Raw genomic sequence first — 13,927 nt, 5'->3', positions numbered from 1 at the left:
CGATACGGCCCCGCGCCCCGTGAGGCCGGCTGTCCCGCCCTCGGGAGGAGGCTGCCGCGGCGTTGGGGCGGCTCCTCCCCGGGCGGGGGTCTCCCGTGCTCTCAGCCCGAGCGGCGCAGGGCCTCCGACAGGCGGGCCGCCGCGTCGATGACCGCCTGGGCGTGCATACGGCCCGGGTGGCGGGTCAGGCGCTCGATGGGGCCGGAGACGGACACGGCGGCCACCACGCGGTTGGAGGGGCCGCGCACGGGCGCGGAGACGGACGCGACGCCCGGCTCGCGCTCGCCGATGGACTGGGCCCAGCCGCGCCGCCGTACGCCCGACAGGGCCGTCGCCGTGAAGCGGGCGCCCTGCAGGCCCCGGTGCAGGCGCTCGGGCTCCTCCCAGGCGAGCAGGATCTGCGCCGAGGAGCCCGCCTTCATCGTCAGCGTGGAGCCGACCGGGACGGTGTCCCGCAGGCCGGACAGGCGTTCCGCCGCGGCCACACAGATCCGCATGTCACCCTGGCGCCGGTAGAGCTGCGCACTCTCGCCGGTGACATCACGGAGGTGGGTGAGCACGGGGCCCGCCGTCGCGAGCAGGCGGTCCTCGCCCGCCGCCGCGGCAAGCTCCGCGAGGCGCGGGCCGAGGATGAACCGGCCCTGCATGTCGCGTGCCACCATGCGGTGGTGTTCCAGGGCCACGGCCAGGCGGTGGGCCGTGGGTCGTGCCAGTCCGGTGGCGCCGACCAGACCCGCGAGGGTGGCCGGACCGGACTCCAGAGCGCTCAGGACGAGGGCCGCCTTGTCCAGAACGCCGACGCCGCTACTGTTGTCCATGCAACGATACTCACGTCTCACTCTGTGAAACGCAAGTTCAATTTTCCGTGGAACGCGCCACCCTGGAATCACACAGCGGCCCGCAGACCAACGGGCCCGGCGGTGGACGCCCGGAATCACGACGTTCAGGGGCCCCGAGGAGGGCAGCCACCGCCCCTCAAGATCTCTAGTTGGGTCGGTGGACGCTTGCCGGCCGGAGGGAAAGCGATGGGTAGGACACTCGCGGAGAAGGTCTGGGACGACCACGTCGTCCGGCGCGCCGAGGGCGAGCCCGACCTCCTCTACATCGATCTGCACCTGCTGCACGAGGTGACCAGCCCCCAGGCCTTCGACGGGCTCCGCAAGAGCGGGCGGAAGGTGCGCCGTCTCGACCTCACCATCGCGACCGAGGACCACAACACCCCGACCCTCGACATCGACAAGCCCATCGCCGACCCCGTCTCCCGCGCCCAGCTGGAGACCCTGCGCAGGAACTGCGCCGAGTTCGGCGTGCGGCTGCACCCGCTGGGCGACGTCGAGCAGGGCGTTGTGCACGTCGTCGGCCCCCAGCTGGGTCTGACCCAGCCCGGCACCACCGTCGTCTGCGGCGACTCCCACACCTCCACGCACGGCGCCTTCGGCGCGCTGGCGTTCGGCATCGGCACCTCTCAGGTCGAGCACGTGCTGGCCACCCAGACGCTGCCCATGGCCCGTCCCAAGACCATGGCGATCACCGTCGAGGGCGAGCTGCCCGAGGGCGTCACCGCCAAGGACCTGATCCTGGCGATCATCGCGAAGATCGGCACCGGCGGCGGCCAGGGCTACATCCTGGAGTACCGCGGCTCCGCCATCGAGAAGCTCTCGATGGAGGCCCGGATGACCATCTGCAACATGTCGATCGAGGCCGGTGCCCGCGCGGGCATGATCGCCCCCGACGAGACCACCTTCGCCTACCTCAAGGGCCGCCCGCACGCCCCCGAGGGCGCCGACTGGGACGCGGCCGTCGCGTACTGGAAGACGCTGCGGACCGACGACGACGCCGTCTTCGACGCCGAGGTGGTCATCGACGCCGCCGAGCTGTCGCCGTTCGTCACCTGGGGCACCAACCCGGGCCAGGGCGCGCCGCTTTCGGCGAACGTCCCCGACCCGGCTTCGTACGAAGACGCTTCGGAGCGCCTGGCCGCCGAAAAGGCCCTGGAGTACATGGGGTTGGCGGCCGGACAGCCGCTGCGCTCCATCAACGTCGACACCGTCTTCGTAGGCTCCTGCACCAACGGCCGCATCGAGGACCTGCGCGCCGCCGCCGACATCCTGCGCGGCCGCAAAGTCGCCGACGGCGTACGGATGCTGGTCGTCCCGGGCTCCGCGCGGGTGGGTCTGCAGGCCGTCTCCGAGGGCCTGGACGTGGTCTTCAAGGAGGCCGGCGCCGAATGGCGGCACGCCGGCTGCTCGATGTGCCTCGGCATGAACCCCGACCAGCTGGCCCCGGGCGAGCGCTCCGCCTCCACCTCCAACCGCAACTTCGAGGGCCGGCAGGGCAAGGGCGGCCGTACCCACCTGGTGTCGCCGCAGGTCGCGGCGGCCACCGCCGTCCTGGGCCACCTGGCCTCCCCGGCCGACCTGACCGACGTCCCCGCGCCCGCTGGAGTCTGAGAACGATGGAAGCCTTCACCACCCACACCGGCCGGGCCGTCCCGCTGCGCCGCTCCAACGTCGACACCGACCAGATCATCCCTGCTCACTGGCTCAAGAAGGTCACCCGGGACGGCTTCGAGGACGGGCTGTTCGAGGCCTGGCGCAAGGACCCCGAGTTCGTTCTCAACCGGCCCGAGCGGCAGGGCGCCACGGTCCTGGTCGCCGGCCCCGACTTCGGCACCGGCTCCTCCCGCGAGCACGCCGTCTGGGCGCTCCAGAACTACGGCTTCAAGGCCGTGATCTCCTCCCGCTTCGCCGACATCTTCCGGGGCAACTCGCTGAAGAACGGCCTGCTCACCGTGGTCCTGGAGCAGAAGATCGTGGACGCGCTGTGGGAGCTGACCGAGCAGGACCCCACTGCTGAGGTCACTGTGGACCTTGAGGCGCGTGAGGTGCGCGCCGGGGGCATCACCGCCTCCTTCGAGCTGGACGAGAACTCCCGCTGGCGGCTGCTGAACGGCCTGGACGACATCTCCATCACGCTGCGGAACGAGGCCGACATCGCCGCCTACGAGGGCAAGCGCCCCGCCTACAAGCCGCGCACGCTCCAGGTCTGATCACCCGCCCCGCACGGGTCGGGTTTCGGCCACCGCAACGCTCCCTCTGTACCCCCGATCGCCACGATTGGGGGTACAGCCATGTCTGCACCCGAACGGCTCTGCCGCGCCCCGCAGGTCAGCCCAACTTCCCATGTTACGAAGGCTGTTGTTCGGGTACGTGAGTGCTGTGTTCGCGTCCGCCGCAAGTGCCTGGAAGGCCATTTGAGGCGGCAGTTGCACCCTGCGCAGGCGACAACTCGCCCCAGATGGCACAATCTGTGCATGGAACACGACGGCCAACTCCAGCTCTATACGGCGGTCGCGAACCAGCTCAAGGAAGCGCACGCAAGGGTGCGCGCACTGCAAGTCCCGGAGGGCGTACGGATGGCGCTGACCCGGAAGCTGCTGGTCATTACGGCCGCGGCCAAGCACGATCTCGCCGACGCGGCAAGGCGGCTCGATCGGTTCACGGCGGACCTCGACGCGGGTCGGATCCCCGAAGGGGACCGCTGAACCGTCCGGGACGGCCGAGTCCGTTGCGGCACAAGGGTGATAAGCCCGTTTCGTGTTTGATTTGCGGTATATATCTGCCTAACGTGCGAAAAAGCTTGAACACTTTCGTTCTGGCGATGTCTCCGAAGGGGAAGACGTGAACAAGGCGCAGCTCGTAGAAGCGATTGCCGACAAGTTGGGTGGCCGCCAGCAGGCCGCCGATGCTGTCGATCATGTCCTGGACGCCATCGTCCGCGCGGTCGTCGCGGGCGAGCGGGTCTCGGTCACCGGCTTCGGGTCCTTCGAGAAGGTGGACCGCCCCGCCCGCTACGCCCGCAACCCCCAGACGGGCGAGCGGGTTCGGGTCAAGAAGACCTCCGTACCGCGTTTCCGTGCCGGTCAGGGCTTCAAGGACCTGGTGAGCGGCTCGAAGAAGCTGCCCCGCGGGGGCGAGGTCTCGGTCAAGAAGGCGCCCAAGGGCAGCCTGACCGGCGGCGCCGCGGCGACGGTCAAGAAGGCCGCCGCCAAGAAGACCACCAAGGCCGCCGCGAAGAAGGCCGCCACGACCAAGAAGGCCGCGCCGGCGAAGAAGACCACGGCCGCCGCGAAGAAGACCACGGCGAAGAAGGCCCCCGCCGCCAAGAAGACCACGACGGCCGCCGCCGCCAAGACCACCACCGCGAAGAAGACCACCGCGAAGAAGACCACGGCCGCCGCGAAGAAGGCCCCGGCCAAGAAGGTCACCGCGAAGAAGGCCCCGGCCAAGAAGTCGACGGCCCGCAAGACCACCGCCAAGAAGACCACCGCCCGCAAGGCGACGTCGTAAGGCCGCCAGGGCAGTCACGCGCCGGGCCGGACTCCCCAGGGGAGCCCGGCCCGCGGCGTGTGTAAGGGGGCTTAGAGGGTCTGAAGGGTTACGAGGGTGATCCGGACGGCGTCGCCCGCGCCCTCCGTCTCGATCCGCACCCGCTGACCGGGGCGCAGCAGCAGCAGGCCACCGGCGTCGAACGCGGCGGCGTCGAAGGGCACCGGGGTGCCGTCGTCGAGGAGCACCTGGCCGCTGCGGGTTTCGGGGTCGTACGTGTATGCGGTGGCTTGCATGGCCGTCAGCGTAGTGCGTGGGGCCGCGCGCCGCAGGGCCCGCTCGCCGTCGCCGGGCTCAGGAGCCCGGGATCAGCAACCCCGCCGAAACGGCCGCCGTGTGCCGCCCCACTCCCAGGGCCAGCGCCGCCCGCAGATCGTCCCCGGTGTCCACGTCCTGCCGTACCGAATCGACGCCCGTGAGCAGGAGTTCCGTCGCGCCGGAGGCACGGTGGCGGGCCCGGGAATCGATGCCGAAGGCCGGCTGCAATTCCCGATCGGCGCCCGCGGCCAGCAGCGTCGTACCCCGTCCCGCCGCGTCCGCGAGAAAAGCCCGGGGGAATTCCGCGGCGGCGGCCAGTACCCGGGACAATTCCGGGGACCGCAAGGCCGGCAGATCGGCGTTCAGGGCCGCGACCGGCGTACCCGGGCGCAGCGACCGTACGACCGCCGCGCCGTGCGCCAGGGCGGCGTTCAGGCCGCTGCGGGGGGTGTCCGGGACGATCCGCGCGCCCAGCGCGGCCAGCTCCCGGCCGGCCGTCTCGTCGTCCGTGACGACCGCCACACCGGACACCGCCGGGCAGGCCAGCGCCGCGCCGACGGTGTCCTGCGCGAATGCCAGTGCCAGCCCCGGGCGCACCCCCTCGTCGGCGGTGTCCGCGAGCCTGCTCTTGGCCCGCGTCAGGGGCTTCAGGGGGATGACCAAGGTCCACTGCACCGGCGTACCGTCCCTCTCTCGTCGCGCCCATTGTCCCCCGCGGCATCTGGCGCGTCCGGTGGCGGGGCGTACGGTGTTCTCGACAGACCGGCGGCCCGGGGCCAGACTTGTGCGGCCCCCGCCGGGGTGGCAGTCCTAGAGGAAGGTGTCCTTGTGTCCCGCCGCAGAATCGGCTTCTGGTACCGCTTCGCCGCGGTGATCTGCAAACCGCCGCTGGTGGTTCTGATCAAGCGGGACTGGCGTGGAATGGAGCACATTCCGGCCGAGGGCGGATTTATCACCGCGGTGAACCACAATTCCCACTTGGACCCCTTCGCCTACGCGCACTATCAGTACAACACCGGACGGGTCCCGCGATTCCTGGCGAAGAGCGGGCTTTTCAAGAAGGGATTCGTCGGTGCCGCGATGCGCGGCACCGGGCAGATCCCCGTCTACCGCGAGTCCACCGACGCCCTCAGCGCCTTCCGGGCCGCGATCGACGCCGTGGAGCGCGGCGAATGCGTGGCCTTCTACCCCGAGGGCACCCTCACCCGCGACCCGAACGGCTGGCCCATGACCGGCAAGACCGGCGCCGCCCGGGTCGCCCTGCAGACCAAGTGCCCGGTGATCCCGGTCGCCCAGTGGGGCGCCAACGAACTGCTGCCGCCGTACGCCAAGAAGCCGAACCTCTTCCCGCGCAAGACGCACCGCGTGCTCGCGGGCCCGCCGGTGGACCTCTCCCGCTTCTACGACAAGGAGATGACCCCGGAGGTGCTGAAGGAGGCCACCGAGGTCATCATGGCGGCCATCACCCGCCAGCTGGAGGAGATCCGCGGCGAGAAGGCGCCCGAGACGCCGTACGACCCGCGCCGTGAGCGGATCGAGCAGCGGCGCCGCACCCAGGCGCAGACCCAGGGCCGGCAAGTGGAAGGGCAGAGCAAGTGAGCGCACCGGTAAGGGCGGCGGTCTTCAGCGCCGGTTCGTGGGGCACCGCTTTCGGCATGGTGCTCGCCGACGCCGGTTGCGAGGTCACCCTGTGGGCCCGGCGGCCGGAGGTCGCGGAGGCGATCAACACCACCCGGATCAACCCCGACTACCTGCCGGGCGTCGAACTCCCCGAGAACGTCCGGGCCACCACCGACCCCGCCGAGGCCGCGGCGGGCGCCGACTTCACCGTGCTGTCCATCCCCTCCCAGACCCTCCGCGCCAACCTCGCCGAGTGGGCCCCGCTGCTCGCCCCGGACACCGTCCTGGTGTCCCTGATGAAGGGCGTCGAACTCGGCTCCACCATGCGGATGAGCGAGGTCGTCGACGACGTCGCCAAGGTCGGCCCCGACCGCATCGCCGTCGTCACCGGGCCCAACCTGGCCCGGGAGATCGCCGCCCGGATGCCCGCCGCCGCCGTCGTCGCCTGCACGGACGAGCGGGTCGCGCAGCGCCTCCAGGCCGCCTGCCACACGCCGTACTTCCGGCCGTACACCGAGACCGACGTGGTGGGCTGCGAGCTGGGCGGTGCCGTGAAGAACGTCATCGGGCTCGCCGTGGGCATCGCCGACGGCATGGGCCTCGGCGACAACGCCAAGGGCTCGCTCATCACCCGCGGTCTCGCCGAGACCGCGCGGCTCGGTGTCGCCCTGGGCGCCAACCCGCTCACCTTCTCCGGACTGGCGGGCCTCGGCGACCTGGTGGCCACCTGCTCCTCGCCGCTGTCCCGCAACCACACCTTCGGCACCAACCTCGGCAAGGGCATGACCCTGGAGGAGACCATCGCGGTCACCCGGCAGACCGCCGAGGGCGTCAAGTCCTGCGAGTCCGTGCTGGATCTGGCCCGCCGGCACGGCGTCGACATGCCCATCACCGAGACGGTCGTCGGCATCGTGCACGAGGGCAAGTCGCCGGTCGCCGCGCTCAAGGAGCTGATGGCGCGCAGCGCCAAGCCCGAGAGGCGCTGAGTACGACGCTGAGCGACCGTCCGTGCGACGCTGAGCGACGGGCGGGGAGCGCGCGCTGACTCGGGGGATACCAACGGGTACTCTCGACGCGATATGAGCACCGAGAACCTTTCCCAGAGCCCTGAGCAGCCGGCGCGCAAGCCCCGCGTGGCCGTCGTGTTCGGCGGGCGCAGCTCCGAACACGGGATCTCCGTGGTCACCGCGGGCGCCGTCCTCAAGGCCATCGACCGGACGAAGTACGACGTCCTGCCGATCGGCATCACCGCGGACGGCCGCTGGGCGCTGACGGCCGACGCGCCGGAGCGGATGGCCATCGCCGACCGCCGCACCCCCAACGTGGCGGAGCTGGCGGAGTCGCAGGAGGGCGGCGTGGTGCTCCCCGTCGACCCGACCAACCGCGAGGTCGTCTACAGCGAGCCCGGCTCCGTGCCCAAGGCGCTCGGCGAGGTCGACGTGGTCTTCCCGGTGCTGCACGGCCCCTACGGCGAGGACGGCACCCTGCAGGGCCTGCTGGAGCTGTCCGGGGTGCCGTACGTCGGCTCGGGCGTGCTCTCCTCGGCCGTCGGCCAGGACAAGGAGTACATGAAGCGGATCTTCACCTCCTTCGGCCTCAAGGTCGGCCCGTACCTGGTGATCCGGCCCCGCGAGTGGGCGCAGGACGAGTCCGCCGCCCGCAAGAAGATCGTCGACTTCGCCGGTGAGCACGGCTGGCCGCTGTTCGTGAAGCCCGCGCGCGCGGGTTCGTCCATCGGCATCACCAAGGTCGACGACCTGTCCGGCCTGGACGAGGCGATCGCCGAGGCACAGGCGCACGACCCGAAGATCCTGATCGAGGCGGCCGTACGGGGCCGCGAGATCGAGTGCGGCGTCCTGGAGTTCGAGGACGGCCCGCGCGCCTCCGTCCCGGCCGAGATCCCGCCGCCGGACGCGCACGCGTACTACGACTTCGAGGCCAAGTACATCGACTCCACGCCCGGCGTCGTCCCGGCCCCGCTCACCGAGGAGCAGACCGCCGAGGTGCGCCGGCTCGCGGTCGAGGCGTTCGAGGCGGCCTCCTGCGAGGGCCTGGTCCGCGCGGACTTCTTCCTCACCGAGGACGGCGAGTTCGTGATCAACGAGATCAACACCATGCCCGGTTTCACGCCGATCTCGATGTACCCGCAGATGTGGCAGGCGACCGGGATCAGCTACCCCGAGCTGGTGGACCGCCTGGTGCAGGCGGCGCTGCGCCGCTCGACCGGGCTGCGCTAGGGCCGCGCCGGAAGGCCGGTGCGTGCCTGCGGGCCCGTCGTGGCCGGTCGCGCCCACGCGGCGCAGCCGCAGATCGACACGGCCCCGCGCCCCTTCGGGCACGGCCGCACCGTCATCCCCGCATGGAGGCGATCCCCTTCGGGATCGCCTTCTTCACGGCGGGCGCGAGGTCCATCAGGACCTGCGCGCTGTCGTCCGCACCGGACAGCTGCTCCGGCAGCGTCACCTGCACATACGCCCGGCGATTGGCCGTGGTGAACCGCCAGGTGCCGTCGTCCCGCTTCTCCATCAGCCACTCCACGCCGTTGACCCCGCCGCCGATCGTGTCGGGGTCCTTGCCCTGCGCGACGTCCGGATCGATCATCTCCGGCGGCCGGACGATGCCGCAGCGCAGTATGATCGCCGGGCTTCCCCAGCCCGCCGTGTAGGCGGACCGGGGCTCGGGGTCGGCGCGGGTCTGCCCGTCCACCTTCCGCGGCAGGACCTTGTCCAGGTCCCGGCAGAGCGGGGCGGTCTTCGCGTCCGGGGTCGGCACGGCCACGGTGTCGCTGTCGTCCGCCGGGGAACAGCCCGCGACCGCGAGCAGCAGGGCCGGCGCGAGCAGGCCGAAAGGCCGGTGACGGAAGATGTTCACCGGCCCAGCGTAGACGGGGGCTACAGATGCACGACCGGACAGGTCAGGGTGCGCGTGATGCCGTCCACCTGCTGCACCTTGGCGACCACCATGCGGCCGAGTTCGTCGACCGTGTCGGCCTGGGCACGCACGATGACGTCGTACGGTCCCGTCACGTCCTCGGCCTGGAGCACGCCAGGGATCTTGCTGATCGTCTCGGCGACGGTCGACGCCTTGCCGACCTCCGTCTGGATCAGGATGTACGCCTGTACCACGGAACCTCCAGGGCGGCCACGAGGATCATGTGGGGGAAAGGAACGCCACGGTATCGCGTCGCCGCTCCCCGCGGGGAGACCTGCGGGAACCGGGCTTGCGCGCCAGGGGGCGGGCACGACGGACAGGGACGGGCACCCGGCCGTACCGACGGCCGGCACGGCCGGGACGGTGGCCGGCACGACCGGGTCGGCGGCCGGCACGACCGGGTCGGCGGTCGGCAGGACCGCGACGTACGTTCCTCTCGACCGTATCGGGGACACTGATGACGCGCGACCGGGCAGGGCACGGCACAGAAGGGGCTTGAGGCAATGAAGGGCACAGTGGGTGAGCTAGGTGAGTTCGGGCTCATCCGGGAGCTGACCTCCCGTCTCACCACCACCCCGGCGGTCCGGGTCGGCCCCGGCGACGACGCCGCGGTGGTCGCCGCGCCCGACCGCAGGGTGGTGGCGAGCACCGACATCCTGCTGGAGGGGCGGCACTTCCGCCGCGACTGGTCCACGGCCTACGACGTCGGCCGCAAGGCCGCCGCGCAGAACCTCGCCGACATCGCCGCGATGGGCGCCGTACCCACCGCGCTGCTGCTCGGCCTGGTCGTCCCGGCCGAACTGCCGGTCACCTGGCCCACCGAGCTGATGGACGGCCTGCGCGACGAGTGCCAGGTCGCCGGTGCCTCCGTGGTCGGCGGGGACGTCGTACGCGGCGACACGATCATGGTGTCGATCACCGCGCTCGGCGATCTGCGCAACCAGGAGCCCGTCACGCGCGCGGGCGCCCAGCCCGGCGACATCGTGGCCGTCACCGGCTGGCTGGGCTGGTCCGCCGCCGGGTACGCGGTGCTGGCCCGCGGCTTCCGCTCGCCGCGCGCCTTCGTGGAGGCCCACCGGCGCCCCGAGCCGCCGTACCACGCGGGCCCGGCCGCCGCCGCGCTCGGCGCCACCGCGATGTGCGACGTCAGCGACGGCCTGATCGCCGACCTCGGGCACATCGCCGAGGCCAGCAAGGTCCGCATCGACATCCGCTCCGGCGCGATCGACATCCCGACGCAGATGAACGACATCGGGCAGGCCGTCGGCGTGGACCCGCTCCAGTGGGTGCTGACCGGGGGAGAGGACCACGCGATCGTGGCGACCTTCCCGCCGGACGCCAAACTCCCGGCCCGCTGGAAGGTCATCGGCGAGGTCCTCAACCCCTCCGCGCTGCCCCAGGTGACGGTCGACGGGGCGCCCTGGACCAGCAAGGGCGGCTGGGACCACTTCGGGGACATCGAGTCATGAGTGCTCTCGAAGCGCCGCCCAGGGTCCTCACGGTGGCCGGCTCCGACTCCGGCGGCGGCGCGGGCGTCCAGGCCGACCTGAAGACCATGCTGGCCCTCGGCGTGCACGGGATGAGCGTGATCACGGCCGTGACCGCGCAGAACTCGCTCGGCGTCCAGGGCGCGTGGGAACTGCCGGTGGAGGCCGTACGGGCCCAGTACCGCAGCGTCGTGGACGACATCGGCGTGCAGGCCGTGAAGACCGGCATGCTGTCCTCCGCCGAACTGGTCGAGGCGGTCGCCGAGTTGATCTCCGGTACGGACGCGCCGGCCGTGGTCGACCCGGTCGGCGTCTCCAAGCACGGCGACCCCCTGCTGGCCGCCTCCGCCCTGGACTCCGTACGGACGAAACTGCTGCCGGTGGCGACCGTGGCCACCCCGAACCTCGACGAGGTCGCCCAACTCACCGGCGTCCGCGTCCGTTCGGCGGACGATCTGCGACGCGCCGCCGCGGCCGTGCTGGCGTTCGGACCGCGGTGGGTGCTGATCAAGGGCGGGCATCTGGCGGGCGACGCCGTGGACCTGCTCACCGACGGCGCCGAGGAACTCGTGCTGCGCGCCCCCCGCCACGACAACCGGCACACCCACGGCACCGGCTGCACCCTCGCCTCCGCCATCGCCTGCGGCCTGGCCAGGGGGCGGTCCGTGCCGGAGGCGGTCACGGCGGCCAAGGAGTACGTCACCGGGGCGATCGCCGCCGGGTTCGCCCTCGGTGCCGGGATCGGGCCGGTGGACCACGGGTGGGCGCTCCGGCGGGACACCCCCTGACGACCGGGCGGGACTCCCCGTGAGGACCGGGCGGGACTTCCCATGCGGACCGAGCGGCCCGTGAGGACCGGGCGGGACACCCTCTGAGGGTCAGGCCGGGACACCCTCTGAGGGTCAGGCGGGATACTCCCTGAGCTGGATCGCGGTGGCCGCCCGCTCCGTCAGCCGCTTGAAGAAGCCGGCCATCGGCCGGGAGCCGAGCAGCCGGTACATCCGGTCCCGGCTGCGGATGCGGCGCTCGGTGGCCGGGGCGAAGAACGGCCCCGCGTTGCCGGAGATCTTCTGGCAGCCGCGGGCGAAGTCCCGGATCCGGCTCTCGTAGGCGGGCAGCGCGATCCGGTGATCGCCGCCCGCCAGGGCCAGTTCGCCGGCGAGGACATGGGCGGCGACGATCGCCACGCCGGTGCCCATGCCGCCCATCGTCGCCCCGTACCCGGCATCCCCGAGCAGCGCCACCCGGCCCCGGACGAGACGGTCGACGTGGATCTGCGCGATGGCGTCGAAGTACAGGTCGTCCGTCTCCGCGAGCCCCTTAAGCACGGCCGGCGTCTCCCAGCCCGTCCCGGCGAACCGCTCGGTGAGGATCCGCTTCTGCGCCGCGACGTCCCGGCGGTCGTACGCCAGCCGTTCGGACCGGAAGACCAGCAGCGCGCCGGCCCGTTCCGGGTCGCCGTCGTAGTTGCTGATGCCCACGCAGCGGCCGGGCTCGCTGTACAGCCGGCCGGTGCGGTTCAGGCCCAGGTGGTTGGGGAGGGAGAAGCCGGCCACGTAGTGGTCCAGGAAGCGCAGGTGGCGGGACTCGTCGCCGAACACCAGGCGACGGGTGCGCGAGTGCAGGCCGTCGGCGCCGACGACGAGGTCGAAGCGGCGGGGCGCGCCCCGCTCGAACGCGACCTCGACGCCCCGCGGGGTGTCGGTCAGCGCCGTCACGGAGTCGCCGAAGACGTACTCCACCGCGTCCTTCGTGCGCTCGTACATGATCCGGGCCAGATCGCCGCGGAAGATCTCCACGTCGCCGCTCATCATCTCCGCGGGCAGCTCCACGCGCGGGGTGCCGTCCGCGGCGACCACGGTCTGCCGGCCCATGCGGGTCCGGTGGGCGTGGACGTCGTCCCAGATGCCCATCGCGGTGAGCACCGTACGGTGCACATGGCCGCGGAAGTCGACCGCGAAGCCGCCGGTGCGCAGGGCGGGTGCCTTCTCCACGACCGTGACGCGGGCGCCGTAGCGGGCCAGGTTCAGGGCGAGGGCGGGGCCGGCGACACTGGCGCCGGAGATCAGGACGGACAGGTGGCCGAGGTGGTGTGGCTTCGTCATGCCGGCCACTGTCCCGGGCCCCGCTGACCGTCCGCCTACCGTCCGCCTACCGCCGGCCTACCGCTCGCCGACCGCAGCCGACCGCAGGCTCCGGCCACGCTCGTAGGCCGTGGCGTAGTCCTGCGCGGACAGGCACGCGCGCGTGTGCCGCGTCGTCCGCGCGACGTCCGGGCTCCCGGACAGGGGCGCGCCGCGCAGGCCGGCGGCGGCGCCGAGGAGTTCGGCCGCCCGCTCCGGTGCCGGGGCGAGGTCCGCCAGGGCGTCCGCGACGTCGGCGAGCAGGAGCGGGTCGGGCGGGTCCAGAGCCTGCGCGCGGGCCTGGGCGAGCCAGTCCCGGGCGTCCGGGTCACCCTCGGCGAGGGACAGGCGCGCCAGACCGATGAGGATCCGTGCCGTCTCCCCGACGCTGAACCAGGTGGCCGCGCAGGCGTCCAGCGCGTTTTCGTAGTGCACGCGCGCGCGTGCGGTGGCTCCGGTCAGCCGGGCCACGTCCCCCAGGCCGCGCAGCGCGGCGGCCACCTTGTCCGTCGCCCCGGCGGTACGGGCCAGCTCACCGGAGTGCGTGAAGTGCGCGGCGGCCTCCCGCGACGCCCCCTGGGCCAGCAGCACCACCGCCCGGGTGCGCAGCAGGTCGGCGGTCTCCTCCGGCGCGTCCAGCTCCCGGACGTGGACCAGGCCCTCGTCCAGCAGGGCCAGCGCCCGCGCGTACTCGCCCCGGCCGTACGCGAACGCGCCCAGCGGATCGAGGCAGTTGGCCATGCCCCAGCGGTCGCCCGTCCCGCGGAACCCCTGCCACGCGCGCGTGAAGCCGGTCTCCGCGGCGGTGGCGCGCCCCGCGAGCAGCTCCTGGTAGGCGAGGCCCAGCTCCAGCAGGGCCAGACCCCACGGCTCCCGGCCCAACTGCACGCGCACGCGGTCGTCCGCACTCAGCCGGGGCCCGCCCGTGAGGGACCACAGGATCACCGTGAACGGCAACCGGAGCGGGCGGTCCAGGGAGGCCATGAGGCCGGCCGCGCGGGCGATCAGACCGGCGTCCTCCGGGTCGTCGCCCCGCCCGGAGACGGCGTTCATCACGCACAGCGCGTACTCCTCGGCCAGGCCGGGCGGCGGCTGCGCACCGACCGCCGCGAGCAGCGCG

At 72.3% G+C, this 13,927-nt stretch carries 16 protein-coding genes; 9 read left to right on the top strand and 7 right to left on the bottom strand.

What is annotated here, in order from left to right; translation table 11 throughout:
• Positions 1–101 precede the first annotated feature (101 nt).
• Positions 102–818 carry an IclR family transcriptional regulator NdgR gene (gene ndgR / locus CCN44_RS12200; protein WP_023546516.1) on the bottom strand — a complete coding sequence of 239 codons (717 nt, stop codon included), beginning with the start codon at positions 816–818 and terminating at the stop codon, positions 102–104.
• Between the two features lie 207 nt (positions 819–1,025).
• Between ndgR and leuC the strand changes: the two genes are divergently transcribed.
• The 4 genes from leuC (at position 1,026) to CCN44_RS12180 (ending at position 4,349) form a co-directional block, all read left to right on the top strand.
• Positions 1,026–2,450, top strand: coding sequence for a 3-isopropylmalate dehydratase large subunit (leuC, locus tag CCN44_RS12195; protein ID WP_059252796.1), 1,425 nt, complete (start codon positions 1,026–1,028; stop codon positions 2,448–2,450).
• Between the two features lie 5 nt (positions 2,451–2,455).
• A complete protein-coding gene (gene leuD, locus CCN44_RS12190) occupies positions 2,456–3,049 on the top strand; it encodes a 3-isopropylmalate dehydratase small subunit (RefSeq protein WP_059252797.1) in 594 nt (197 codons plus the stop codon).
• A gap of 264 nt (positions 3,050–3,313) precedes the next feature.
• The gene (locus CCN44_RS12185) at positions 3,314–3,544 is read left to right on the top strand and encodes an SCO5555 family protein (RefSeq protein ID WP_059252798.1); all 231 of its coding nucleotides are present in this window, start codon (positions 3,314–3,316) and stop codon (positions 3,542–3,544) included.
• A 136-nt stretch (positions 3,545–3,680) separates the two neighbouring features.
• Entirely contained in the window at positions 3,681–4,349 is a 669-nt protein-coding gene (locus CCN44_RS12180; protein ID WP_059252799.1) for an HU family DNA-binding protein, read from the top strand.
• Positions 4,350–4,420: 71 nt separating this feature from the next.
• Here CCN44_RS12180 and CCN44_RS12175 read toward each other — a convergent pair whose 3' ends face one another.
• Both CCN44_RS12175 and cofC read right to left on the bottom strand, forming a co-directional pair.
• Positions 4,421–4,624: a hypothetical protein gene (locus CCN44_RS12175; RefSeq protein ID WP_059252800.1), complete on the bottom strand. Its 204-nt coding sequence runs from the start codon at positions 4,622–4,624 to the stop codon at positions 4,421–4,423.
• A gap of 58 nt (positions 4,625–4,682) precedes the next feature.
• Complete coding sequence (gene cofC / locus CCN44_RS12170) at positions 4,683–5,321, bottom strand: 2-phospho-L-lactate guanylyltransferase (RefSeq protein ID WP_059252801.1); 639 nt, start codon at positions 5,319–5,321, stop codon at positions 4,683–4,685.
• A 153-nt stretch (positions 5,322–5,474) separates the two neighbouring features.
• On the opposite strand from cofC, the gene CCN44_RS12165 reads away from it, so the two are divergent.
• The 3 genes from CCN44_RS12165 (at position 5,475) to CCN44_RS12155 (ending at position 8,503) form a co-directional block, all read left to right on the top strand.
• On the top strand, positions 5,475–6,245 hold the full coding sequence (locus CCN44_RS12165; protein WP_059252802.1) for a lysophospholipid acyltransferase family protein: 771 nt from the start codon (positions 5,475–5,477) through the stop codon (positions 6,243–6,245).
• A complete protein-coding gene (locus tag CCN44_RS12160) occupies positions 6,242–7,252 on the top strand; it encodes an NAD(P)H-dependent glycerol-3-phosphate dehydrogenase (protein ID WP_086697655.1) in 1,011 nt (336 codons plus the stop codon). Before CCN44_RS12165 ends, CCN44_RS12160 begins: the two co-directional genes overlap by 4 nt.
• Positions 7,253–7,345: 93 nt before the next feature.
• Positions 7,346–8,503 (top strand): D-alanine--D-alanine ligase family protein, encoded by a 1,158-nt coding sequence (locus CCN44_RS12155; protein ID WP_059252804.1) that lies wholly within the window; start codon positions 7,346–7,348, stop codon positions 8,501–8,503.
• Between the two features lie 112 nt (positions 8,504–8,615).
• On the opposite strand, the gene CCN44_RS12150 is transcribed toward CCN44_RS12155, so the two are convergent.
• Complete coding sequence (locus tag CCN44_RS12150) at positions 8,616–9,137, bottom strand: DUF3515 domain-containing protein (protein ID WP_059252805.1); 522 nt, start codon at positions 9,135–9,137, stop codon at positions 8,616–8,618.
• Positions 9,138–9,157: 20 nt separating this feature from the next.
• The gene (locus tag CCN44_RS12145; protein ID WP_059252806.1) at positions 9,158–9,391 is read right to left on the bottom strand and encodes an Lrp/AsnC family transcriptional regulator; all 234 of its coding nucleotides are present in this window, start codon (positions 9,389–9,391) and stop codon (positions 9,158–9,160) included.
• Positions 9,392–9,700: 309 nt separating this feature from the next.
• Here CCN44_RS12145 and CCN44_RS12140 point away from each other — a divergent pair, with 309 nt between their 5' ends.
• Together CCN44_RS12140 and thiD are read left to right on the top strand one after the other, a co-directional pair.
• Positions 9,701–10,666: a thiamine-phosphate kinase gene (locus CCN44_RS12140; RefSeq protein WP_059252807.1), complete on the top strand. Its 966-nt coding sequence runs from the start codon at positions 9,701–9,703 to the stop codon at positions 10,664–10,666.
• On the top strand, positions 10,663–11,472 hold the full coding sequence (thiD, locus tag CCN44_RS12135) for a bifunctional hydroxymethylpyrimidine kinase/phosphomethylpyrimidine kinase (protein WP_059252808.1): 810 nt from the start codon (positions 10,663–10,665) through the stop codon (positions 11,470–11,472). The genes CCN44_RS12140 and thiD overlap by 4 nt, the downstream gene beginning before the upstream one ends.
• Positions 11,473–11,586: 114 nt before the next feature.
• On the opposite strand, the gene CCN44_RS12130 is transcribed toward thiD, so the two are convergent.
• Together CCN44_RS12130 and CCN44_RS12125 are read right to left on the bottom strand one after the other, a co-directional pair.
• The gene (locus CCN44_RS12130) at positions 11,587–12,789 is read right to left on the bottom strand and encodes an FAD-dependent monooxygenase (protein ID WP_189397043.1); all 1,203 of its coding nucleotides are present in this window, start codon (positions 12,787–12,789) and stop codon (positions 11,587–11,589) included.
• Between the two features lie 57 nt (positions 12,790–12,846).
• Positions 12,847–13,927: tetratricopeptide repeat protein (locus tag CCN44_RS12125; RefSeq protein ID WP_143649709.1), on the bottom strand; the 1,081-nt coding region annotated here is incomplete at its 5' end.

Source organism: Streptomyces tricolor (assembly GCF_002155905.1).
GTDB lineage: Bacteria > Actinomycetota > Actinomycetes > Streptomycetales > Streptomycetaceae > Streptomyces > Streptomyces tricolor.
The sequence above is the reverse complement of the archived record's forward strand: the minus strand, read 5'-3'. Positions and strand labels throughout refer to the sequence as shown.